We start from the raw sequence: 23623 nt of genomic DNA on the forward strand, positions 1-23623 counted from the left end.
TCAGGCCGCCTTCCTGTGCTCGCGCACGATTCCATCGAGTTCCCGCAGCGGGACGAGCCGCGCGTCCATCCGCACGGCGAGCCGGCCCGCGAGGCCGAGCCGGACCGGGCCGTCCTCGCAGTCCACGACGATCCCCGCCGTCCCGGCGAGCAGCCCGGCCGCCCGGTCCACGTCGCCGCCCGCGGTGGCGCGGCCGTCGGTGACGACCACGACCAGCGGGCGCCGCGCCGGATCGCGCAGCCGCTCCGCCCGCAGCACCTCGGCGGCCCGGACCAGCCCCGCCGCCAGCGGCGTCCGGCCGCCGGTCGGCAGCGCCCGCAGCCGCGCCGCCCCCGCCTCCACCGACGACGTCGGCGGCAGCACCACCTCCGCCGTCCGGCCCCGGAACGTGATCAGCCCGACCTTGTCGCGGCGCTGGTAGGCGTCCAGCAGCAGGCTCAGCACCGCCGTCTTCACCGCCGTCATCCGGCGCCGCGCCGCCATCGAGCCGCTCGCGTCCACGACGAACAGCACGAGGTTGCCCTCGCGCCCCTCCCGCACGGCCTCCCGCAGATCCCCCCGCCGCAGCACGAGCCCCGAGCCGGACCGGCCCCGTTCCCGCTGGTGGGGGGCGGCGGCCAGCAGCGTCGCCACCAGGTGCGGATCGCGGACCCGGTCGGCCGGACGCCGCGCCCCGGTGACCCGTCCCCGCGCCGTCCGCGCCCGCGACCGCCGCCCGGCGGCACCGTCACCGACCCCGGGCACCTCCAGCCGAGGCACCGCATGCGGCGCCTCCGCCGCCACGACCCGCTCACCCCCGCCGCCAGTGGAGGTGTCATCCCCCGGCGAGCTGGTCTCACCGGGCGTCCCGTCACCTCTCGGCCCGTCATCCCGGGGCCCGTCATCCTGCGGCCCGTCCTCCCGCGGCCCGTCGTCCTGCGGGCCCTCATCCTGCGGGCCGTCGTCCTTCGGGCCGCCGCCGGGCGGGGGCGGCTCGTCGGGGGAGGAGCGGTCCAGAAGGTCGTCGAGCAGCGACTCGTCCAGGCCGGGCGCGTCGAACGGGTCGCGGCGGCGCCGGTGCGGCAGCGACAGCCGGGCGGCGGCGCGGACGTCCTCCTCCGACACCTCGCTCCGGCCCCGCCAGGCCGCGTGCGCCATCGCGGCGTTCGCCGTGACGATGTCGGCGCGCAGCCCGTCCACCTCGAATCCCGCGCACACGGCCGCGATCTGCTCCAGCCGCTCGTCCGGCAGCCGGACGCCGCCGAGCCGCGCGCGGGCCTCCGCGATCCGCGCGGCGAGATCGGACTCGGCGCCGGCCCACCGCGCCGCGAACGCCTCCGGGGCAGCGTCGAACGCCAGCCGCCGCCGGACGACCTCCGCACGCTCGCGCGGCTCCCGCGACGCGGCCACCTCCACCGTCAGCCCGAACCGGTCGAGGAGCTGCGGCCGCAGCTCGCCCTCCTCGGGATTCATCGTCCCGACCAGCAGGAACCGGGCCGCGTGCCGGACCGACAGCGACTCGCGCTCCACATAGCAGGTGCCGAGCGCGGCGGCGTCCAGGAGCAGGTCCACCAGGTGGTCGTGCAGCAGGTTCACCTCGTCGACGTACAGGACGCCCCGGTGCGCCGCCGCGAGCAGTCCCGGCTCGAACGCCTTCACGCCCTCGGTCAGCGCCCGCTCCACGTCCAGCGACCCGGCGAGCCGGTCCTCGGACGCGCCGACCGGCAGCTCCACCAGCGCGGACGGCCGCCGCTCCGCCGGGCCGCCCGGCTCGTGCGGGCCGTCCGGGCAGGACGGGTCCGGCGCCGCCGGGTCGCACGCGAAGCGGCAGCCCGCGACGACGTCCACGGCGGGCAGCTGGGCCGCGAGCGCCCGCACGATCGTCGACTTCGCGGTGCCCTTCTCACCCCGCACCAGCACCCCGCCGACGCGCGGCGAGACGGCGTTGAGGAGCAGCGCCAGCTTCAGGTCGTCCAGGCCGACGACGGCGCTGAACGGATACAGGGCGGTCAAGGAACCACCTTCCGGTTGACGTGGACGACCCGCCGACTGCTCGGAGCAGCGGCGAGCCGCGTGGTGGACAGGGGCGCGAGCTCGAAGCGGCCGACACCGGCGGCACCCAGGCCGCCGACGCCACGTGCCGGACGAACAGCCCCCGTGGGGCGGGCACCCCATTCAGGCAGGCACCCCGTTCAAACAGGCGCCCGGTTCAAGCAGGCGCCCCGTTCAAGCAGGTACCGGGGCGGGACGACGGGCGGCCCGGTCGCAGGCCCACCCGAACAGCGCGCCGAACGACGCCCAGAACACCAGCTGCGTCCCGAGCGAGGTGATGCGGAACTCCCACAGCAGCGTGGCGGGGAACCCGTCGGGCACCTCGTCCACCCCCGGCAGCAGCAGCGACGCGACGGCCACCGGGACGACGAAGGCGAGCACGGCCGCCGGCCACCGCGCCCACGGCCCGCCGGGCACGCGCCGCGCCGTGGTCACCGCGATCGCGGTCGCGAGCAGCCCGACGCCGATCATCGCCAGGTACAGCAGGGTGCGGCCGTTGATGGTCTCGGGATCGCCCACCGCGGGCGGGTTCGCCGGATACTTCAGGAACGGGACGAGGATGACGGCGGCGAAGCCGGTCCCGGCGGCGGCGAGCGCGAGCCCACCGTCCGACTCCGGACCGACCCGCCCGCGCAGCCCCGCGTAGACGAGCGCGAACACGCCGCCGACGGCGACCCCGTACAGGCCGGTGGCGAGGAACAGCCCGGCCTTCTGCGTGCCGCGGCTCACCTCTTCCTCGTGAGCGTGCCCCTGTCCACCGTGCCCCTGTCCACTGTGCTCGTGAACATGCTCGTGGGCGGCGGCGGCGTTCTCCAGTGCGATCGCCTCGTCGATGCGCGGCTCACCGGCCGCGAAGGCGAAGACGCCCGCGACGAGGCCGGCCAGCAGGCCCAGAAGAAGGCCCCTGACCAGCAGGGTGCGTACCATGCGGCGGCCTAGTGGCAGGGCACGGCGAGCAGGTGCCGGCCGTCGTGCATCAACTCGTGCAGGTAGCCGCCCGCCTGCGACACGGCGCCGTTGTCCATCAGGACGAGGTAGCCGATCAGCAGCAGCACGGGCACCGCGAGCAGCCACGGAGCGATTCGGGGAAGGGGGATGGTGCGGGCACTGAGCGTGCTCACGGAGCCTCCATGAGGGATCTAGCGCGTCCCGGACAATGAGGTCGCGGCCACCCGAGCGACCTGGCTCCCGGGATCGTCGTCCCGGATACAGTGGCGCGTCCGCACCGGCATCTCACCGGATTTCCCTCGGGCAACCGTGAATCAAGCGAACCGTACGGGCCGCCCGGACCGCTGTCAACAGCCCGGTGTCCGGCCCGTGCGGAGCGGGGGCGGGCCGCCCCGCACGGGCGCGAACCGTCAGGAGGCGGCGCAGGCGGCGCCGTTGAGCGTGAACGCGGACGGCGCGCCGGTGCCGCCGGTGTGGGTGGCCTGGAAGCCGATCCCGACGGATCCTCCGGCGGGGATCGCGGCGTTGTAGGACACGTTCGTCGCGGTCACCGCGCCGCTCGTCGGCCGGTAGGCGGCGCCCCACCCGGAGGTGATCGTCTGCCCGGCGGGGAGCGTGAAGCCGAGCGTCCAGCCGTTGATCGCCGCGGACCCGGTGTTGGTGATGGTGATGCTCGCCACGAGCCCGGTGTTCCACGCGTTCACCGCGTAGGAGACGGCGCAGTCGCCGTCCCCGGGCGGCTCGGTGGTGCCGCCCTGGTCGAGGCCGAAGAACTGGATCGCCCGCTGCGCCATGCCGGACGCCAACAGGTTGTGGCCGACGCCCTGCAGGGAGTACGCCTCGACCTTGTCTCCGTAGCGGGTGCGGGTCCAGCCCTGCTGCGGCTGGTCGGTCGAGGTCGGCGTCGTCGACAGGCCGTGGACGTTCGTCCACTGGTCGATCTCCTCGCCGAAGTTGGGGTAGCGCAGCGTGTCGTCGGCGGTGCCGTGCCACAGCTGCACCCGCGGCCGGGTCCCGGAGTAGCCGGGGTAGGCGGAGCGGGCGATGTCGCCCCATTCCTGCGGCGTCTTGAGGACCGTCCCGTTGGCGCACGCGCTGTTCCAGCCGGAGCCGTCGGCGGTGGCGAAGCAGCCGTCGGGCACCCCCGCGAACGCCGCGCCCGCGGCGAACACGTCCGGGTAGTTCGCCAGCATCACGTTCGTCATCATCGCGCCGGACGACACCCCGGTGACGAACACGCGCGACGCGTCCCCGCCGTACCGCTGGAGCGCGTACCGGACCATCGACATGATCCCGACCGGGTCGCTCCCGCCGTCGCGCCGCAGCGCCTGCGCCGACGACACGTCGAAGCAGCTTCCGCTGCGCGTCGCGGACGGGTAGACGACGACGAACCCGTACTGGTCGGCCAGCCGCGCGAACTCCGTGCCCGAGTACATCGCCGGCCCCGACCCGGTGCACCAGTGGATCGCCAGCAGGACGGGAGGCTTCTCCTGGACGCGGTCGGGGATGTACACGTGCATTCGCAACCCGGTCGGGTTCGTCCCGAAACTGGTGACCTCCGTCAAGGCCGCCGCCGAGGCCGGCGGCCCCACGAGCACCGCCGCCGCCGCGACCAACACGCCCATCAGCACGCCTAAGACCCGCAGCAGTAAGACCCGCACCAGAACCACCCTTTTCCCGATCACAATTCGCAGGTGGAACGTCACTATGCGGCGGCGCGCGCGGAATGGACAAGCGACCTTCCACCGGTTTCACGGGCGGAACCGGGAACGAGGTGACAACACGGCGGGCGGACTGGAAGGCTTTGCGTCCGGGCCGGCGCACTCTCGGGTCAGCGCGGCACAGGACGGCGAGGAGGCGACGGCTGTGACGGTGTCGATGGTGAAGGGCCAGCGGATCTCGCTGGAGAAGCCCGGCGGCGCGCTCAGCATGGTCCGGATGGGCCTGGGCTGGGATGCGGTGAAGAAGAAGGGGTTCTTCGGCTCCCGTGAGCGGGACATCGACCTCGACGCGTCCTGCGTCCTGTTCGCCGACCAGAACCTCGCGGACGTCGTCTACTTCGGCAAGCTCGTCAGCGACGACGGCTCCGTCCGGCACACCGGCGACAACCTGACCGGGGCGGGCGACGGCGACGACGAGTCGGTCATCGTCGACCTGAACCGCCTCCCGGTGCACGTCACCTCGCTGGTGTTCACGGTCAGCTCGTTCAACGGCCAGACGTTCAACGAGGTGGAGAACGCGTTCTGCCGGCTCGTCAACGAGATGGACGGCGGCGAGCTCGCCCGGTACACGCTGACCGGCGGCGGCGCCCACACCGCGATGGTCATGGCCCGCATCTACCGGCACGGCGGCGCCTGGAAGATGAACGCGATCGGCGAGCCCTGCCACGGCCGCACGTTCCAGGACATGCTCCCGGCGATCGCGGCCCACGCCTGACGCCGATGACCGAACTCGCCCGCGGCGCCAACGCGGCACTGACCGCCCGGCGGGTGACCGCGACGGTCTCCAGCGCCGTGCCCGTCGACGTCAGCGCCCTGCTCGTCGGCCCCGACCTGCGCGTCCGCTCGGACGCCGACCTGGTGTTCTTCAACGCCCCGCAGGCGCCGGGCGTCCGCTGGTCGGACGCCGGCGGCCAGCGCGTCGACCTCGACCTCGACGCGGTCCCCGCCGAGGTCGCCGCGGTGCTCATCGCGGTCAGCCTCGCCGGGGGCACGTCGTTCGGGGCGGAGCCCCCGCGGGTGCTGCTGACCGCCGACGGCGCCGCGGTCGCCGCGTTCACCGTCCCCGGCCTCGGCCCCGAGCAGGCGATCATCGGCCTGGAGGTCTACCGCCGCGCCGGCGGATGGAAGGTGCGCGCGGTGGGCCAGGGCTACGCCGGCGGCCTCGCCGAACTGGTCGCCGCGCACGGCATAGAGGTGGACGACCCGGGGCCCCCGCCGCCCGCAGAGGCACAGTCGGTACAAGCCCCGCAGCCGCCGCCCGTCCAGCCGCAGCCCGTGCGGCCGCCGTCAGCGGCCGCACCGCCGCCGGTACCGCCGCCGGTACCGCCTCCGGCGCCGCCGCCCGATTCGGAGGTCGACTACCTCGAACGCTGCTGGCTCGTCTGGGAGGACGCGAGCCGCTCGCTGGCCGCGTTCCGCGCCGCGACCGAGCACGCGCTGACCGTCCGCAACGAGGAGATCGCCGGGCGGCGGCCCCGCGGCCGCTTCGACGAGCTGATGGCCACCGCCGACCAGCGGCTGCGCGCCGACGCCGCCCAGCTCCGCGACGAGCTGGCCCGGGTGGAGCCGCACGTCGAGGCGGAGGTCGCGCCGTTCGACGCGCCGTCCTGGCTGACCTGGCGGCCCCGCACCGACCTGGCCGGCGGCGTGCTGCTCGGCCGGCTGTCCACCGCCGAGCTGCCGGACCTGCGGATCCCGCTCGTCCTGCGGCTGCCGTGGCGGCGCGCCGTGTGGATCTCCCAGGGCACCATGCCGGGCGACTCCACCGCCTACGCCTGGTCGCTGGCGACCCGGTTCCTCGCCGCGGCCCCGCCGGGGCTCGTCGGGCTGGACGTCGTCGACGCGCCGGGCCTGTCGGGCGCGGGCTGGCTGCAGGGCTTCGACCCGGCCACGTCCGCCCGGCTCCTCGGCGGCGGCGTGGCCGTCGGCACCGGCGCGGCCGAACGCGTCCGCCGCCTGCTGGACCTGGTCGACCTGCGCCGCATCGGCGGCGGCGACGACCTGCCCGGCGGCGGCCCGCCGATCCGGCTGGTGGTGATCCTCGACGCCGGCGCCGCGCTCGACGGCGACGACGCGCACGGGCTGCTGCGCCTGGTGGAGGACGGCCCCTCGGCCGGCGTCCCGGTGCTGCTGGTGGAGACCGACACCCCGGCCGCCGAGTCCGTGCGCGCCGTCCGGCTCCGGCAGGCGTGCAACAACCTCCCGTCCAGCGCGGACGCCATCGCCGACTCGTGGGTCGGCACGGACTGGACGCTCACCCCCGACGTCCTCCCCGACGCCGCCGGCGCGCAGGCCCCCGCCCTGTTCACGCACGTCCTCGGCATGCACGCCCGCGCCCTCGCGTCCTACGACTGACACGCGCCCCCGGCGGTGACGCCCCCGCTACCCCGGGGGTAGGGCTTCGGCGCTTCCGCGTCTGTTGCCGCCGCGCCGGACCCGTCGCAGCATTTAGTGGCCGTACGACTACTGAATGTAATCGCGAGAGGGTGCGCGCATGGGGGAACGGCCTGGCGGGATCGACGGGCGCGCGGTCGCGGTCGTCGGGGTGGGGTGCCGGCTGCCGGGCGGCATCACCGGCCTGGACGGTCTGTGGGCCGCGCTGGAGCGCGGTGACGACCTGGTCGGCCAGGTGCCGCCGGAGCGGTTCGAGGCCGACCGGTTCGTCGACGAGCGGATGCCCCGGGCGAGCCGCAGCTACACCCGCGCGGGCGGGTTCCTGGCGGGCGACCCGGGCGGTTTCGACGCGGCCTTCTTCGGGATCTCGCCGAAGGAGGCCGCGGCGATGGACCCGCAGCAGCGGCTGCTGCTGGAGACGGCCGTGGAGGCGCTGGACGACGCCGGCATCGACCCGGCGTCCCTCGCCGGGTCCGACACGGGCGTGTTCATCGGGATCTCCGACCCCGCCTACGGCGTGCTGCAGATGCTGGAGCCGTGCGGGATCGGCCCGTACACGATGTCGGGGTCGACGCTGTCGATCGCGTCGAACCGGCTGTCGCAGGTGTTCGACCTGCGCGGCCCCAGCATGAGCATCGACACCGCGTGCTCGTCGTCGCTGCTGGCGGTGGAGCGCGGCTGGCGGACGCTCGTCGAGGGCCGGAGCCGGGTCGTGCTGGCCGGCGGGATGCACCTGCTGCTGAGCCCCGGCTCGTTCGTCGGGTTCAGCCAGGCGTCGATGCTGTCGCCGACCGGCCGGTGCCGGGCGTTCTCCGCGGACGCCGACGGGTTCGTCCGGGCCGAGGGCGGGGGCCTGGTGGTGCTGAAGCGGCTGGCCGACGCGCTCGCCGACGGCGACCGCGTGCACGGGGTGATCGTGGGCGCGGGCACCAACAACGACGGCCGCACGTTCGGGCTGTCGCTGCCCAGCCCGGAGGCGCAGGAGCAGCTGCTGCGGCAGGTGTACACCGAGGCCGGCGTCTCGCCCGACGAGGTCGTGTACGTCGAGGCGCACGGCACCGGGACGCAGGCGGGGGACCCGGCCGAGTGCCTGTCCCTCGGCCGGGCCCTCGGCGCGGAGCGCTCCGGCGGCCCGCTGCCGATCGGGTCGGTGAAGTCGAACATGGGGCACCTGGAGCCGGCGTCCGGCATGCCGGGCCTGTTCAAGGCCATGCTGGTCCTGCGGAACCGGATGGTGCCGCCGACGCTGCACGCCGGCACGCTGAATCCGGCCATCGACTTCGACGGGCTGGGGCTGCGCGTGGCGACGCGGCCGGTGCCGCTGGACGGCGCCGCCGCCCGCCCGGTGGCGGGGGTCAACTCCTTCGGGTTCGGGGGCGCCAACGTCCATGTCGCGCTGACCGTCCCGCCGCCGTCAGAGGAGGCCGGCGAGGAAGCCGGCGAGGAGGGCGGGCCGACAGCGGAGGCGCTGCCGCTGGTGGTGTCGGCGCGGACGCCGACCGCGCTGCGCGAGGCGGTCCGGCAGGCCGCCGGGGCGCTCGCGTCGACCGCCGACCAGGACTTCTACGACCTCGCCTACACCTCCTGCCGTCGTCGCGGCCTCCACCCGCACCGCGCCGCGGTCGTCGCGGACTCGCCCGCCGACGCCGCGCAAGCCCTGACACGCCTGCTGGACGGGAACGAGGGCGACGACGGCAACGCCCGCGAGGGCGAGGCGGCGTTCGCTGAAGCGGCCTTCGGTGAGGCGGTGGAGCACGGCCGCGTCGCGCTGGTGTTCTCGGGCAACGGTGCGCAGTGGGCGGGAATGGCCGCCGACCTGCTCGACGACGAGGTGTTCCGCGAGGCGGTCGAGGTGCTGGACGCCGAGCTGGCGCCGCGGCTGGGCTGGTCGGTCCTGGAGGAACTGGCCGTGCCCGCCGAGCGGTGGTGCCTGGCGGCGACGGAGGTCGCGCAGCCCCTGCTGTTCGCGGTGCAGGCGGGGCTCGCGGAGATGCTGAAGGCGGCGGGCGTGCGGCCGGGCTGCGTGCTGGGGCACAGCGTGGGCGAGGTAGCCGCCGCCTACGTCTCCGGGGCGCTGTCGCCCGCGCAGGCGGCGCGGGTCATCGCCGAGCGGAGCGCGGCGCAGGCGCAGGCGCGGGGCTGGGGACGGATGGCCGCCGTGGGCCTGCCGGAGGACGCGGTCCGGCGGCTGCTGGCCGACCATCCCGGCGTGGAGGTCGCCGCGGTCAACACCGACCGGGACGTCACCGTCGCCGGCCCGGAGGAGGCCCTGGCCGCGCTCGGCGAGGAGCTGGCGGCCCGCGACGCCTTCTTCCGGATGCTCGACCTGGAGTACCCCTTCCACAGCTCGGCCATGGACCCGATCCGCGACGGCCTGCTGGAGGCGCTGGCCGGGCTGCGGCCGGACCGCACCCGGATCCCGCTGCTGTCCACGGTGACCGGCGGCCTCGTGGACGGACCCGACCTGACCTCGGCGTACTGGTGGCGGAACGTCCGCGAGCCCGTCCGGTTCGCCGCCGCCGTCGAACGGGTGGCGGACGAGGGCTGCGACGTGCTGGTGGAGGTCGGGCCGCATCCGGTGCTGCGGTCCTACCTGCGCCGCGTCACCGGTAAGACGCGGGCCCGCGCGGCCGTCACCGCGACCCTGCGGCGCGGCGAGTCCGGCCCGTCCCGCATGCGCGCGGCGGTCGCGCACCTGATCGCGTCCGGTGCCCGCCTGGACTGGGACCGCCACTTCCCGCGCCCCGGCCGGGTGCGGCCGCTGCCCGCCTACCCGTGGCAGCGCGAGCGGTACTGGATCGGCGGCCCCGGCACCTGGATCAGCCGGTTCGGCGACCCGGCGATCCAGCATCCGCTGCTGGGCGAGCGGCTGCCGGTGCCGTTCCCCTCGTGGGCGGCCGAACTCGACCCGGGACGGCTCGGCTGGCTGCTGGACCACAAGGCGGGCGGACCCCCCGTCATGCCCGCCACCGGCTACCTGGAGATGATGGCCGCCGCCGGGCGGCTCGGGCTGCCGGAGGCCGCCGGCACGGTGGAGGTCGACCGGGTCGACATCGTCCGGGCGCTGGTGCTGTCGGCGGCGACCGGTACCGAGCCGACGTGCGCGAGCACCACGCTGTACCCCGAGACCGGCGTGGTCGTCGTGGCCGGCGCCGAGGACCGCACCAGGCAGCCGCGGGAGAACTGCCGGGGACGGGTCCGCCGCATGCTGCGCCCGGCTCCGCCGCCGGTGGACGTGGAGGCGCTGCGCTCCCGCATCAGCGAGCCGGTCGACGTCGCGGACTTCTACGCGCGCGCCGCCAAAGGACACATGGAGTGGGGCCCGCACTTCCGCGTGCTGACCGGCCTGTGGCGCGCCGGTAGGGAAATCCTCGGCTCCTACTCGTGCGACGCGCAGGAGGGCTGCGCCTACCAGGCGCATCCGGTCGTCCTGGACAGCGCGCTCCAGGCCGGAGTGGTGTGGCTGGTGGACGAGATGCTCGCGGGGAAGCACTACATGCCCGCGGCGATCGCCTCGATGCGGCTGTGGGACCGGCCCTCCCCGCAGGGGCTGCTGCACGTCCGGGAACGTTCGAGGTACGAGGACGAGGTCTGCTGGGACATCACCATCACCGACCTCGACGGCAACGTCAGCGCCGAGATCCTCGGCTGCCGGCTGCGCGCCGTCCGGGGCATCGCGACCCGGCTGACCCGCTACGAGACGGTGCTGCGCGCCGCACCCCGACCCGGCGCCGCCCACCACCCGAGCCTCGCAGCCGACGACCGGAGCCTCGCGGACGGCGGCACCCCCGTGGCGGAGCCGCGAGTGCTCCTCGACGAGGCGGCCCGCACCGCCGACCGGGCCCTTGTGGCGTGGCGCGAGCTCGACTACCCCCGGTTCGCCGCGCAGGCCGAGGAGGCGTTCGCGCACGCGGTCGCCCGCGCGCTGCGGGCACCGGGCGCCGACGGCCGCGCCCGCCCGTTCGACCCGCAGGAACTCCTCCGGTCCCATCCCGCGCCGGACCACCGGCGGCTGCTGGAGTCGGCGCTGCCGCTCCTCGAACGGCACGGCCTGCTGGGACGGCTGGGCCCACGGCAACTCCGCTGGGCGACCCCGCCGGCCGACCTGGACACCCTGCACGAGGAACTCATCTGGCGCGGGAACGCCTTCGCCGCGCACGCCGCCCTGACGGTGCTCGTCGGCACGCACCTGCCCGAACTGCTCGCCGGGCGCGAGACCGCCGCCGACCTCCTCGCGGGGGGAGGCGCCGACCTGCTGGAGCAGTTCCACCGCACCGGGCCGCTGTGCACGGCCGCCAACCGGGTCGTGCGCGCGGTGGTGGAGGGGATCGTCCGGCGGTGGCCCGCCGACCGGCCGCTGCGCGTCCTGGAGATCGGCGCCGGGACCGGCGGCACCACCGACGCGCTGCTGCCGGTGCTGCCCGCCGACCGCACCCGCTACACGGCCACCGACGCGGACGAGACCGTCCTCACCCGGCTGCGGCAGCGGTTCGCCGCGTCCGACCTCGTCGAATGCGCGGCCCTGGACATCGACCGGGCGCCCGCCGGGCAGGACGTGGCCGAGGGCGCGTTCGACCTCGTGGTCGCGGTGAACGTCCTGCACCTGGCCGAGGACGTCACCGCCGCGCTCGACCACGCGCGCACCCTCCTGGCGCCCGGCGGCCTGCTGCTGGCCGCCGAGCCGCACCGGCTGGGTGCGCTGCTGCCGGTCTTCGGCCTCCTGCCGGAGTTCTGGCGCTTCGCGGACCGCGACGTGCGTCCCGACTCGCCGCTCCTGCCGCGCGAGCAGTGGTCGGAACTGCTGGTCGACGCGGGGTTCACCGCCATCGGCGCCACCGGCGAGGGCGGGGAGTCCGAGCCCGGCGACTTCTCCGTCCTGCTGGCCGCGGCCCCGGAGCCCGCGTCCGGGGAGGCCCGTCCCGCGACCCCGGCGCGGTTGCCGCAGGCGGGGGAGGGCGACGCCTGGATCATCGCCGCCGAGGGCGACCAAGGCGTGGCCGACGCGCTTGAGGACGTCCTGCGGGACCGAGGCGCCCAGGTCGCCAGATCCGGCATCGGCACCGACCCCGGAGACTGGGCCCTGAAGGTGCCCGCCGACGCACGCAAGGCCGCCTTCTGCATCCTCCTGGACGACGCCGACGCCCCAGAAAACGACGCCGGAAACGCCGCCGAGCCCCCACCCGACCCGGCCGCGGAGGTGGAGCGGATCACCCGGCGGATCGCGGCACTCCGCGCCGTCGCGCTGGCCTGCGAGCAACTGCCCCATGACCTGGAGGTCTCCCTGTGGCTCGCCGCCCGCCCCTCCGGTGCCCTACCGGAGACGGGCGGGCCGGGGGCGGCCGAGCCGGAAGCCGGGACGCATCCGCAGGACGCCGCCGTCTGGGGCGCCGCGCGCTCCCTCGGCAACGAGCATCCGAACCTGCGGGTCCGGCGCGTCTGCCTCAGCCCGACCGGCGACCCCGCCCTGGACGCCGAGCGCCTGGCGGCGGAGATGCTCGCGCCGGACGACGAGGAGGAGATCCTCCTGACCCGCCGCGGCCGCTTCGTCCCGCGGCTCCGGGAGGCGCCGGCCGCCACCGTCCCGTCCACCGGAATCGGGGACGGCTGCGAACTCGCGGTCCGCGACCCCGGGCGGACGTTCACCCTGGACTGGCGGCAGAAACGCAAGGCCGAGCCCCGCGCCGGCGAGGTCGCCATCGAGGTCCGCGCGGCCGGGCTCAACTACCGCGACGTGATGCGCACGGCGGGCCTGCTGCCGGTGGAGGCCATCGAGGCGGTGCACGGATGGCACGAACTCGGGCTGGAGTGCGCCGGGGTCGTCAGCGCCGTCGGCGCCGGCGTCGCCGACCTGGCGCCGGGCGACCGGGTGCTGACCGCCGGCCCCGTCGGCATCGGCGACCACGCCGTCGTCCCCGCCTGGATGGCGATGCCGGTCCCCGACGGGCTGACCTACACCCAGGCGGCCACCCTGCCGATGGCGTTCGTGACGGCGACCCACTCGCTCATCCACTGCGCCCGCGTGCGGACGGGCGAGACCGTCCTGGTGCACGGCGGCGCCGGCGGCGTCGGACTGGCCGCGCTCCAGGTCGCCCGCGCCTGCGGGGCCCGCGTGATCGCCACGGCCGGCTCGCCCGCCAAGCGCGACCTGCTGCGCGCGCTGGGCGCCGAGCACGTCCTGGACTCGCGGAGCCTCCGCTTCGCGGACCGGGTCATGGAGCTGACGGAGGGGCGCGGCGTGGACGTTGTCCTCAACTCCCTCGCCGGGGAGGCGATCACCCGCGGCCTGGAGGTGCTGCGGCACGGCGGCCGGTTCATCGAGCTGGGCAAGCGCGACATCTTCGAGAACAAGCCGCTGCTGCTGCGGCCGTTCGGCGACAACATCTCGATGTTCGGGGTGGACGTCGGCACCCTGCAGTGGAAGGACCCCGAGCGCGCGGCCCGGGAGATCACCGCCTGCTACCCCCTGGTGCGGACGGGCGGCGTCACCGCGCTGCCGCACACGGTCTTCCCCGCCGCCCGGGTGGACGAGGCGTTCGCGCTGATGGGCTCGTCCCGCCACATCGGGAAGATCGTCGTCTCGTTCGCCGAGCACGACGAGCCGTTCCGCGTGCGGCCCCGGCGGACGGTGCCGGTCCTGGACCCCGAGGGCACCTACCTGGTCACCGGCGGGCTGACCGGGTTCGGCGCCGCGACCGCCCGCTGGCTGGCCCGCCGCGGCGCCCGCCACCTGGCCCTCGTCGGCCGCCGGGGCGCCGAGACGCCCGAGGCGCCGGGCCTGCTCGCCGACCTGCGCGCCCTGGGCGCCGACGCCCGCGCCTACGCGGCGGACGCCGCCGACCGCGCCGCCATGGAGCGGATCCTGCGCGGCATGGACGCCGACGGCCGCCCGCTGCGCGGCGTCGTCCACGCGGCGATGCACCTGGACGACGCGCCGCTCGCCGAACTGCCCGACGACCGGGTCCGCGCCGTCCTGCACCCGAAGGTCGCCGGGGCCCTGGTGCTGGACGACCTCACCCGCCACCGCGACCTGGACATGTTCGTCATGTACTCCTCCGTCTCCGCGCTCGGCAACATCGGCCAGTCGGCGTACGCGGCGGCCAACCTGTACCTGGAGGCGCTGGCCCGCCTCCGCCGCCGGCGCGGCGGGACCGCGCTCACGGTGGCGCTGGGGGCGCTCAGCGAGACCGGCGTGCTGGCCCGCGACGCCCAGGGCGGGACGCTGGCGGCGGTGTTCGGCGGCGAGGCGACGCGCCCGGCGGAGGCGCTCGCCGCCATCGAGGACATGCTGGCCGAGCAGGCCGACGTGGCGATGGTGGGCCGGTGCGACTGGGGCCGGCTCAGCCAGGTCATGCCCGGCCTGCGGCGGCCGATGACGGCGTCGCTGCTGCCCGCCGGCCTCGACGAGGAGGGCACCGACCGGACGCGGGTGCTGGAGGCGCTCGCCGCGATGGACCGCGAGCAGGCCCTCGCCTTCCTCGTCGCGGAGATCAGGCAGGTGCTCTCGGAGGTGCTGCTGCTCCCGGCCGACCAGATCGCCGTCGACCGCCGGCTGGACGAGTACGGGATGGACTCCCTGATGGGCGGCGAGCTGATGGCCTCCGTGCGGACCCGGTACGGCATCGACATCCCGCCCCTGGAACTGCTGCGCAGCGGCGGAACCATCGCCGACATCGCCCAGATCGTCCTGGTCCGCCTGGGGCTGTCGGCGACCGAGGCCGCGGCGCCCCCGCCTCCCTCACCGCCCCGCCCCCGACCACCGGAGCCGGACCCGGCCCCAGACAAGGCCCCGGAGACGCTGGCGGCGGCGCAGACGGGCGGGACGGAATGACCGTCGAGGGCGCGCCGTTCACCCGGCTGGCGGCGGTGGCCGCGCACCTGCCGGAGACCACGCTGACCACCGCGGAGCTGGAGGACCGGCTCGCCGAGCGCAACCCGGGCCTGGACGTCCCGCGCGGCCTGATCCTCAAGGCCAGCGGGGTGCGGCGCAGGCACGTCGCCGCGCCGGAGGACGGGCCGTCCGACCTGGCCGCCGCGGCCTGCCGCAAACTCCTGGACGGCGCCGGCGTCGCCGCCGACGACGTCGACCTGCTGATCTACGCGGGAGTGTCGGCCGACGTCGTGGAGCCCGCGACCGCGCACCTCGTCGCGGCACGGCTCGGCGCCCAGTGCCCCGTCTTCGACGTGCGCAACGCCTGCAACGGCGTGCTGACGGCCATCGAGCTGGCCGACGCGCTGATCACCGGCGGCCGGTACCGGCGCGTGCTCGTCTGCTGCGGCGAGCTGCCCAGCGCCATCACCCCGTGGCGCGTCGGCGGCGTCGAGGAGTTCTACGCCGTCGCGGCCGGCTACACCGTCAGCGACGTCGGCGCCGCCCTGCTGCTGGAGGCGGGGTCCGCCCCCGGCGTGCTGGCGCACCGCTCCGCCGCCCACTCCGCCGCGTGGGAGGGCGCGGTCGTCCGCGTGCTGGACGCCTCCAGCGATCCGGCGACCCCGGCGCCGCACTACGGCCCGCTCCTGGTCGACGCCCGCGCCCTGCTGCGGGGCTTCGAGAGCATCGACCCCGCCCTCTTCCGCAAGCCGCTCACCGACCTCGGCCTGACCTGGGACGACTGCGCGGCCGTCTGCGTCCACCAGGCGTCGCTGCCCATGCTGTGGAAGTTCTGCGACCACGCCGGGATCCCGCCGGGCAAGGTCGTCGTCACGATCGTCCAGCACGGCAACATGGTCGCCGCCACCCTGCCCGTGCAGCTGGCCATCGCGGTGGAGACCGGCCGCGTGCGGCGCGGTGACCTCGTCGCCCTCGTCGGCCTGGCCAGCGGGGTCAGCGCCGGAATCGTCCTGGCCCGGTGGTGATCATGATCCAGGAGCGGTCCCCGGCCGTCAGCCCCCTGTACCTGCGCGCCGGATGGTGGCGCCACCGGCGGCCGGACGCGGTCGCCTGCCGCTGCCCCGACGGCGAGGCGACGACGTTCGCGCAGCTGTCGGAACTGGTCGCCGAGACCGCGGCGGCGCTGGCCCGCGCCGGGGTGCGCGAGGGCACGCGCACGGCCGTGATGGTGCCGCCGGGGCCGCAGTTGTGGGCGGCCGTCCTGGCGCTGGCCCGCCTGCGAGCCGTCCCGGTCCTGGTGGACCCGGGCCTGCCGTTCGGTGAGATCCGCCGGTGCCTTCGGCGGGCCCGGCCGGAGGCGTACATCGCGATACCGCGCGCGCAGGCCGCCCGCCTGCTGCTGGGCTGGGCCAGAAGCGCGCGCGTCGTGGTGACCGTCGGCCCCAGGTGGCTTTCCTGGGGAGCCCGCATGGACGCCCTGCGCGACGCCGCGTCCGGCGACCCGCGGCAGTGGCCGGAGCCGAGGGTGGACGACGTCGCGCTGATCGGCTACACCTCCGGCTCGACCGGGCCGCCCAAGGGGGTGCCGCTGCGGCACCGGCAGCTGGCCGCGCAGCTGGACGCGCTCGCGGCGCTGGACGTCGTGTCGCCCGGCTCGGTGATGCTGTCGGCGTTCGCGCCGTTCGCCCTGGCCGCGACGGCGTTCGGCGCCGCCGCGCTCGTCCCGGACACCGACCCGCGGCATCCGGGCCGGGCCGACCCGGCCGCCCTGAGCACCGCCGTCCTGCGCCACGGGGTGACCGCGATGTTCGCGCCGCCCGCGCTGCTGGACCGGCTGGCCCGCCACTGCCTCGACCGCGGCATCATCTTGGAGCCGCTGCGGCACGTGCTGGCCGCCGGCGCGCCGCTGCCCGCCGGAACCCGCGAGCGGATGCGCGCGGTGATCCGCGACCGGGCGCGGCTGCTGTCGGTGTACGGGGCCACCGAGTGCCTGCCGGTCGCGGCGATCGAGAGCCGCGAGCACGCCGGCACCGACGCGGCCACCGCCGCCGGGAAGGGGACCTGCCTCGGCGAGCCGCTGCCCGGCGTCCGGGTCCGCGTCATCCCCGTCACCGACGGCCCGATCCGCCGCTGGAGCGAGAACCTGCCCGTGCCGGCCGGCGCCCTCGGAGAGATCGCCGTGTCGGCCCCCATGGTCGCCGACCCCTACCTGGACGACCCGGCCGCGACCGCCCTGGCCCGCATCCCCGACGGCGGCGGCGACTGGCACCGCACGGGCGACCTCGGCCGGATCGACGCCGAGGGCCGGCTGTGGTTCGCGGGCCGCAAGTCCGAACGGGTCCGGACCGGCCGCGGGGACCTGTGCACCGAGCAGGTCGAACCGCTCTTCGCCGACGTCCCCGGCCTGCGGCGGGCCGCGCTGGTCGGCGTCGGCCCCGAGGGGGCGCAGCGGCCGGTGCTGGTCGTCGAACCGGTGCCCGAACTCGGCCGCCGGGAGCGCCCCGGCCTCATCGCCGCGGTGCTGGACGCTGCGGAGGAGCGGGCACCGGCCGCCGGGATCCACGACGTCCTGGTGCGCCGCGACCTGCCCGTGGACGCCCGCCACCAGAGCAAGATCCGCCGCCATGAGCTGGCCCGCTGGGCCGCCCGCAAGCTGGACGGGCGCGGCCGATGAAGGTCCTGGTCACCGGGGGCGGCGGGTTCCTGGGCGCGGCGGTCTGCCGGCGGCTCGCGGTGCGCGGCGACACCGTCCACGCCCTGCAGCGCCGCCGTTCGCGCGAGCTGGACGACCTCGGCGTCGTCCAGCACCTGGCCGACATCCGCGACCGGGACGCGGTCCTGGCCGCCGCCGACTGGTGCGACGCGGTCGTGCACTGCGCCGCCAAGGCCGGGGTGGGCGGGCGCCGCCGCGAGTACGAGCAGATCAACGTGGACGGGACCCGGCACGTCCTGGCCGCGTGCGCGCGCGTGGGCGCCCGCCTCGTCTACACGTCCTCGCCCAGCGTGGTGCACGACGGACACGACCTGGAGGGCGCGGACGAGTCGCTGCCCTACGCCCGCCACTTCCTGGCGCACTACCCGCGCACCAAGGCCGCCGCCGAGGGGCTCGTCCTGGGCGCCGCCGGCCGGGGGATCCCCGCCGCCGCGCTGCGCCCGCACCTCATCTGGGGGCCGGGCGACCCGCACTTCCTCCCGGGCCTGGCCGCGGCGGGCTCCCGCTTGCGCCTGATCGGAGCGGGAGACAAGACCGTCGACACCGTCTACATCGACAACGCCGCCGACGCCCACCTCCTCGCCCTGGACACGCTCGCCCCCGAGTCGCCGGTCAACGGCCGCGCCTACTTCATCACCCAGGACGAACCCGCACCCTTCGGGCAATGGATCAACGGGCTCCTGGCGGCCGCAGGGCTCCCGCCGGTCACCCGCCGCGTGCCGGTCGCACCGGCGATGCTGGCGGCCGCCGCGCTGGAACTGCTCTTCGCCCTGCCCGGAGTGCGCGCCGCACCGCCGCTGACCCGGTTCCTGGTCGACCAGGCGTCCACGGCGCACTGGTTCGACATCTCCGCGGCCCGCCGCGACCTCGGCTACACCCCTTCCGTCAGCACCGCGCAGGGATTGGCCCGCCTCGCCGATCACCTGGCCGAGCATCCCCTGGGAGCAGTCAGGTGAGCTTCTTCCCCGGCTACCGGTTCGACTCGCACTGGTTCACCCATCCCGGCGCGAACGGCCTCGACCAGCACTACGTGGACGAGGGCGACGGCCCGCCGGTGCTGTTCGTCCACGGGAACCCCACCTGGAGCTACATGTGGCGCCGCCCCGTGCTGGCGCTGCGCGACCGGTTCCGGTGCATCGCGCCCGACCACATCGGCATGGGCCTGTCCGACAAGCCCGCCGGCGACCGCTACGCACACACTCTCGCGGCCCGTATCGACGACCTCGACGCCCTCACCACCCACCTCATCACCGCCCGCGGCGCCCCCACCACCGGCTGGACGCTGGTGATGCACGACTGGGGCGGCCCGATCGGCATGGGCTGGGCCGGACGGCACCCCGGACGCGTGTCCCGGCTGGTCGTCCTCAACACGGCCGCCTTCCCCAACCCGCACGGCGCCCGGGTGCGCCCCTCACTCCGGGTCCCCTTCCGGATGCTGCGCGGTGACCGCCTCGGCACGCGCATCTTCCAGCGGCACAACGCGTTCGTCCGGCTGGCGACCCTCCCGCCCTGCGGCGTGCGCAGGCCGCTCCCGCGCGCCGTCCGGGCCGCCTACCTGGCGCCCTCCGACCAGCCGGGCGGACGCCTGGCGATCCAGCGCTTCGTCCAGGACATCCCGCTGGGGCCCCGCGACCCGTCCTGGCCACTGCTGTGCGGGATCGGCGACTCCCTGGGCCGGTTCGCCGACCTCCCCGCGCTGATCGCCTGGGGGCGCCACGACCCCGTCTTCGACCCGACGTTCCTGCGCGAATGGCGGGTCCGCCTGCCCGGCGCCCGCGTCCGCCTCTACCCGCACGCCGGCCATCTCGTCGTGGAGGACGCCGGCGACGACCTGCTCATCGCGCTGCGCCGGTTCATGCTCGAATGACCGGCGGCGTCCAGGCGAAGCCCCAGGCCGCGCCGACGATCGCCATCAGCGACCCGAGCAGCAGACCGCCCAGGTTCGACAGCACGAACGCGACCAGCGCGGCCATCACCACCAGCACCGCGATGACGTCGCGCGGACCGCCCCAGCACAGCCCCGCGCCCATCGCGATCAGGAACACCCCCACGAGGAAGCCCGCGTACCCGCCCACACCGCTGTTCACCACCAGCCCCACGCCCGCGACCGGCACCAGCAGGATCTCCACACCGGCCGCCGCCACCAGGCAGCTCGCCCCGAACGGCCGCGCCCGCCGCCACCGTGTCAGAAGCCCCCACCGCGTCAGACACCGCCACCGTGTCAGACACCGCCACCGTGTCAGACACCGCCACCGTGTCAGACACCGCCACCGTGTCAGAAGCATGTCGGCACGTCCCGTCCGATGGCGACCTTCAGCCCCGTCACCTGGAACGTCCCGCCGGCCACCATCCAGGAGTCGACCTTCACATGCTCCACCGTGAACCCCAGGGCCCCGACGCCGTAGTCACCGGCACGGCCGTCGGCTCCCAGCGTCCGCGCGTCCTTGTTGAGCACCAGGGAGCCGAAGTCGACATCGGCCTCGATGCTCCGGGCCGAGATGGTCAGCCCCCGCACCTGCGACGGCCGCGCGGGATCCCGCGTGCTCAGCCGCACGACGTAGCGCCCGAGCGGGGTGTCCACGACCGAGGACTGGCACAGCCCGTAGACGGCGGCCGAGCGCATCGTCAGCGACAGCACCTGGTGCCGTTCGCCGTCCGCCGAGCGCACCACGACCGGATACAGCCCGAACCCCTGCCCGGACAGCCGGTCCGCGGAGACCTGCATCCGCCGCCCCGACAGTGCGAACGACACCGGCACCGCCCCCTGCGCCATCCCCACGCCGAGCACGCCCAACGCGCCCAGCGAGGGGACCAGCATCAGGACGAATCGGCGCCACCTGACATCTCCCATCGAGGCACCGCCCTCCTCGCGCCGGGTAGCAACTTACAACACTGAGCAATCAATCGACAACTAACAGTAATCATCGGTGTGCTTCCTCCAAAGGCGGGCGCTTTATCGGGACTTGTCGCGCCCTTTGCAGAACGTGCCCTTAAACTTGCATACGGTGACGGGATGGCGAACGCCATCCAGCGGCAGCGGATCGTCGACGTGGCGACCCGCCTGTTCAGCGAACTCGGCTACGACGGCACGTCCGTCCGGCTCATCGCGGACGCCATGGGGACCGACCCCGGGGCGATCGTCGAGGCCGTCGGCGACAAGCGCGCGCTCTACCTGGAGGTGATGGACCAGGCGTTCGAGTCCGAACGGGCCATGCTCGAAGCCGTCGTGTCGCAGGCCGAACCCGGCCGCGCCGCTGTCCACCAGATCGTGGACGCCTACCTCGACTTCCATGTGGCGCACCCGAACCGGTCCCTGTGGGCGCACCGCTGGGTCGACGACGCCGCCGACATCACCGAACTGGAGGACCGCTACGCCCGGCCGCTGCTGCACCTGGCCGCCCGTAAGATCCGCGACGCGGTACCGCCGGACGTCAACCCCTACTACCTGCTCGGCACGATGATCTGGTGCGTCCACGGCTTCCTGGGCTCGGGCGTCCTGGGCCCCTCCGTGGGCATGCGCCGATCCGACGACCCAGAGACCGTGGCCTCGTTCCGCCAGCACCTCCACGTCCTGATGGACCGCCTGCTGGCGCCCCAGTAGCCGCGCAGGGGACACCTGGCGGCAACCTGCGCATCCTTCAATGATCTTGCACCCAAACCGATCATTGAAGGAACAACAGTGAAGACCCCCTCGGCCCTAACAGCGACCGCCGCCGCGCTCCTGACCCTGAGCACCCCCGCCGCAGCGACAACAACAACGACAGCGCCCCCACACCACTCCTTCTTCGGCGAACGCCTGCCGCTCACCGCGGCACCGGTGAACACCACCATCGCGCCGGGAGTGACGCTGACCTCCCTCTCCCTCGGTGCCAAGGACGCCGACGACTACTGGACGGTCCACGTATACCTACCGCCCACGACCGACGGGCCCCTCGACAAGGCGAACACCGCCCTGGGCCCCAAACCGATCGCCGACCGAGTCGCCGCCGCGCTCCGCGAAAAGAACTTCGAGCCACGCCTGGAGCAGATCTCCACGCCCGCGTACGCGGACCGCCCCGCAGGCCCCCTCGGCTGGACCGTCCGGGTCGGCCGCTACGAGACCGCCGCCGAAGCGTCCAGCGCGCTTTCCACGATCAAGAAGACCGGCTTCGCCGGCGGCACCCGCTACACAGCCCAAGACGGCACCGACCCAGGCGCCCCACAGAAAGTCCACATACTCCGCGTCGACTTCCGCAGCTTCAAAGGCACGGTCGGCCCCGACCACGGCCCGGCCCTGAACGGCACGGAGAAGCTGACCGACCTGGCCACGGGCGCGATCGCCGGCATCAACGGGCAGTGGTTCTACAACAGCGCCCCTGGCGGCATGTACGTCAAGCACGGAAAACTCCTGGGCTCGGCAACCCAGGGCAGGGGCGGCGTCAAGATCACCCAGGACGGCCGCCGCGTCGACGTGGACGCCTACACGGCCCGCGTGACCCTCCGGACCGGCCGGGCCACCGCCGAGATCGACGGCGTGAACCGCCTGCCGGGCGAGATCTGGAACTGCGGCGGCGTGGGCGGCGACCAGCCGACCGAGAAGCCGCAGCACGACCTGAAGTGCACCGACGACAGCGAACTGGTGCTGTTCACCCCCGAATGGGGCACCCCGCCAACCGGCACAGGCGCAGAAGCAGTCCTGGACGCCCGCAACAAGGTGACGGCAGTGAACACTTCCCGTGGCGCCCACGTCCCCACCGGGGGCTCCACCATCCAGGCCACCGGCGAGAGCGCAGCCTGGCTGCGCACCCACGTGAAGCCCGGCGACCGCCTGCACCTGAGCGAACGCGTCGAGGACAGCAAGGGCCGCCGCGTGCCGCTGACTCCGGACACGACGATCCTCCAGGTCGGCCCAACCCTCGTCCGGGACGGCAGGATCTCGGTGAACGCCGCCGCCGACGGCCTGATCCGCGAGGGCACCGACCAGACCTTCACCTACAACTGGACCGTCCGGAGCAACCCCCGCTCAATGATCGGCATGGACCGCCAGGGCCGCCTCATGCTGGTGGTCGTGGACGGCCGCCAGGACGGCTACAGCGAAGGACTGGGCATCGCCCAGACAGCCGAGCTCATGAAGCTCCTGGGCGCACGCGAGGCCCTCAACCTGGACGGCGGCGGCTCCAGCGTCATGGTGACCCGCGACGGCATAGTGAACCGCCCGTCCGACGCAACGGGCCAACGCTCCCTGGGCAACGCACTCCTGGTCCGCCCGTAACAAGTGGAACAGTGCTGCCGTGACCTACATCGACGAGGTAGCCGCACTAGTACGCGACTGCCTCCCCCCAGAGGCCCGTCCCCCCGAGGACGCGGCAGCACTCTTCCGCATCTACGCGCTCCTGACCCGAGCCAAGGGCAAAGCCACAACAGCCGAAGACGTCCACGACGCCTGGTCAGCCTGGATGCTCACGGTAGACCCGACCCACCCGGCCCTACTCCCGTTCAACGCCCTGCCCCAGGAAACACAAGCCCAGGACAAGCCCTACCTAGAAGCAATCCACAAGGCCGCCAGCAAACTAGCCCCCCACCACCCCTGAACCAGCAACACCGTCGAACACCCGAACCACAAGGGCCAAGGGGCGAACCCCCCATAAGCAGAACCCCGCACCAAGCGTCAGAGACCGAAGATCTGAGCCACGAGGGGGCAAGGGGCGAAGCCCCAAGAACAGACCGCGCAAGCGGCACGAGCTGAACACCTGAGCCACGAGGGGCCAAGGGGCGAAGCCCCAAACCCCGCGCAAGTCGCCACCATCCCAAGAACCTGAACCAGAAGGGGGCAAGGGGCGGAGCCCCAAAAAAACAGACCCCGCACCAACCGGTACAGAAAGAAAGACCTGAGCCGGGAGGGGGGCGTGGGGGGGGGGGGCCCCCCCCCCGGGGGGGCGGGGGGGGGCCCCCCCGGGGAAATGAGGCAGATGGGGGGCGGGGGCCCCCCCACGGGAGCGAGGCCACCCC

General features: G+C 74.7%; 16 protein-coding genes and 1 riboswitch. Of the genes, 10 read left to right on the forward strand and 6 right to left on the reverse strand.

Annotated features, from left to right (window positions below):
• The 4 genes from AB0K34_RS28370 to AB0K34_RS28385 all read right to left on the reverse strand — a co-directional run bounded on the left by AB0K34_RS28370 (position 1) and on the right by AB0K34_RS28385 (position 4640).
• A complete protein-coding gene (locus AB0K34_RS28370) occupies positions 1-1992 on the reverse strand; it encodes a VWA domain-containing protein (RefSeq protein WP_301176080.1) in 1992 nt (663 codons plus the stop codon).
• Positions 1993-2205: 213 nt separating this feature from the next.
• Positions 2206-2958 (reverse strand): CbtA family protein, encoded by a 753-nt coding sequence (locus tag AB0K34_RS28375; RefSeq protein ID WP_138639531.1) that lies wholly within the window; start codon positions 2956-2958, stop codon positions 2206-2208.
• An 8-nt stretch (positions 2959-2966) separates the two neighbouring features.
• Complete coding sequence (locus tag AB0K34_RS28380) at positions 2967-3152, reverse strand: CbtB-domain containing protein (RefSeq protein ID WP_138639530.1); 186 nt, start codon at positions 3150-3152, stop codon at positions 2967-2969.
• A gap of 36 nt (positions 3153-3188) precedes the next feature.
• Positions 3189-3334: riboswitch (cobalamin riboswitch) on the reverse strand.
• 55 nt (positions 3335-3389) lie between these two features.
• Positions 3390-4640 carry a PHB depolymerase family esterase gene (locus AB0K34_RS28385; RefSeq protein ID WP_240808286.1) on the reverse strand — a complete coding sequence of 417 codons (1251 nt, stop codon included), beginning with the start codon at positions 4638-4640 and terminating at the stop codon, positions 3390-3392.
• A 205-nt stretch (positions 4641-4845) separates the two neighbouring features.
• Between AB0K34_RS28385 and AB0K34_RS28390 the strand changes: the two genes are divergently transcribed.
• The 7 genes from AB0K34_RS28390 to AB0K34_RS28420 all read left to right on the forward strand — a co-directional run bounded on the left by AB0K34_RS28390 (position 4846) and on the right by AB0K34_RS28420 (position 19502).
• Positions 4846-5415, forward strand: coding sequence for a TerD family protein (locus tag AB0K34_RS28390; protein WP_138639529.1), 570 nt, complete (start codon positions 4846-4848; stop codon positions 5413-5415).
• 5 nt (positions 5416-5420) lie between these two features.
• A complete protein-coding gene (locus AB0K34_RS28395) occupies positions 5421-7055 on the forward strand; it encodes a TerD family protein (RefSeq protein ID WP_138639528.1) in 1635 nt (544 codons plus the stop codon).
• A 139-nt stretch (positions 7056-7194) separates the two neighbouring features.
• On the forward strand, positions 7195-14922 hold the full coding sequence (locus AB0K34_RS28400) for a type I polyketide synthase (protein WP_301176079.1): 7728 nt from the start codon (positions 7195-7197) through the stop codon (positions 14920-14922).
• A complete protein-coding gene (locus tag AB0K34_RS28405) occupies positions 14919-15947 on the forward strand; it encodes a ketoacyl-ACP synthase III (protein ID WP_138640957.1) in 1029 nt (342 codons plus the stop codon). Before AB0K34_RS28400 ends, AB0K34_RS28405 begins: the two co-directional genes overlap by 4 nt.
• Positions 15948-15949: 2 nt before the next feature.
• A complete protein-coding gene (locus tag AB0K34_RS28410) occupies positions 15950-17596 on the forward strand; it encodes a fatty acid CoA ligase family protein (RefSeq protein ID WP_240808482.1) in 1647 nt (548 codons plus the stop codon).
• Positions 17593-18591: an NAD-dependent epimerase/dehydratase family protein gene (locus AB0K34_RS28415; RefSeq protein WP_138640955.1), complete on the forward strand. Its 999-nt coding sequence runs from the start codon at positions 17593-17595 to the stop codon at positions 18589-18591. Before AB0K34_RS28410 ends, AB0K34_RS28415 begins: the two co-directional genes overlap by 4 nt.
• On the forward strand, positions 18588-19502 hold the full coding sequence (locus tag AB0K34_RS28420; RefSeq protein WP_205719611.1) for an alpha/beta fold hydrolase: 915 nt from the start codon (positions 18588-18590) through the stop codon (positions 19500-19502). Before AB0K34_RS28415 ends, AB0K34_RS28420 begins: the two co-directional genes overlap by 4 nt.
• On the opposite strand, the gene AB0K34_RS28425 is transcribed toward AB0K34_RS28420, so the two are convergent.
• Both AB0K34_RS28425 and AB0K34_RS28430 read right to left on the reverse strand, forming a co-directional pair.
• Positions 19489-19920: a DUF6114 domain-containing protein gene (locus AB0K34_RS28425; protein WP_274704673.1), complete on the reverse strand. Its 432-nt coding sequence runs from the start codon at positions 19918-19920 to the stop codon at positions 19489-19491. The two genes, AB0K34_RS28420 and AB0K34_RS28425, sit on opposite strands and share 14 nt — an antisense overlap.
• Complete coding sequence (locus AB0K34_RS28430; protein WP_138640953.1) at positions 19911-20486, reverse strand: DUF6230 family protein; 576 nt, start codon at positions 20484-20486, stop codon at positions 19911-19913. Before AB0K34_RS28430 ends, AB0K34_RS28425 begins: the two co-directional genes overlap by 10 nt.
• A gap of 162 nt (positions 20487-20648) precedes the next feature.
• Between AB0K34_RS28430 and AB0K34_RS28435 the strand changes: the two genes are divergently transcribed.
• The 3 genes from AB0K34_RS28435 to AB0K34_RS28445 all read left to right on the forward strand — a co-directional run bounded on the left by AB0K34_RS28435 (position 20649) and on the right by AB0K34_RS28445 (position 23205).
• Entirely contained in the window at positions 20649-21236 is a 588-nt protein-coding gene (locus AB0K34_RS28435) for a TetR/AcrR family transcriptional regulator (protein WP_138640952.1), read from the forward strand.
• A 78-nt stretch (positions 21237-21314) separates the two neighbouring features.
• The gene (locus AB0K34_RS28440; RefSeq protein ID WP_138640951.1) at positions 21315-22886 is read left to right on the forward strand and encodes a phosphodiester glycosidase family protein; all 1572 of its coding nucleotides are present in this window, start codon (positions 21315-21317) and stop codon (positions 22884-22886) included.
• A 19-nt stretch (positions 22887-22905) separates the two neighbouring features.
• Complete coding sequence (locus tag AB0K34_RS28445) at positions 22906-23205, forward strand: hypothetical protein (protein ID WP_301176078.1); 300 nt, start codon at positions 22906-22908, stop codon at positions 23203-23205.
• Positions 23206-23623: the final 418 nt, after the last annotated feature.

Source organism: Actinomadura sp. NPDC049382 (genome assembly GCF_040677125.1).
GTDB lineage: Bacteria > Actinomycetota > Actinomycetes > Streptosporangiales > Streptosporangiaceae > Spirillospora > Spirillospora geliboluensis.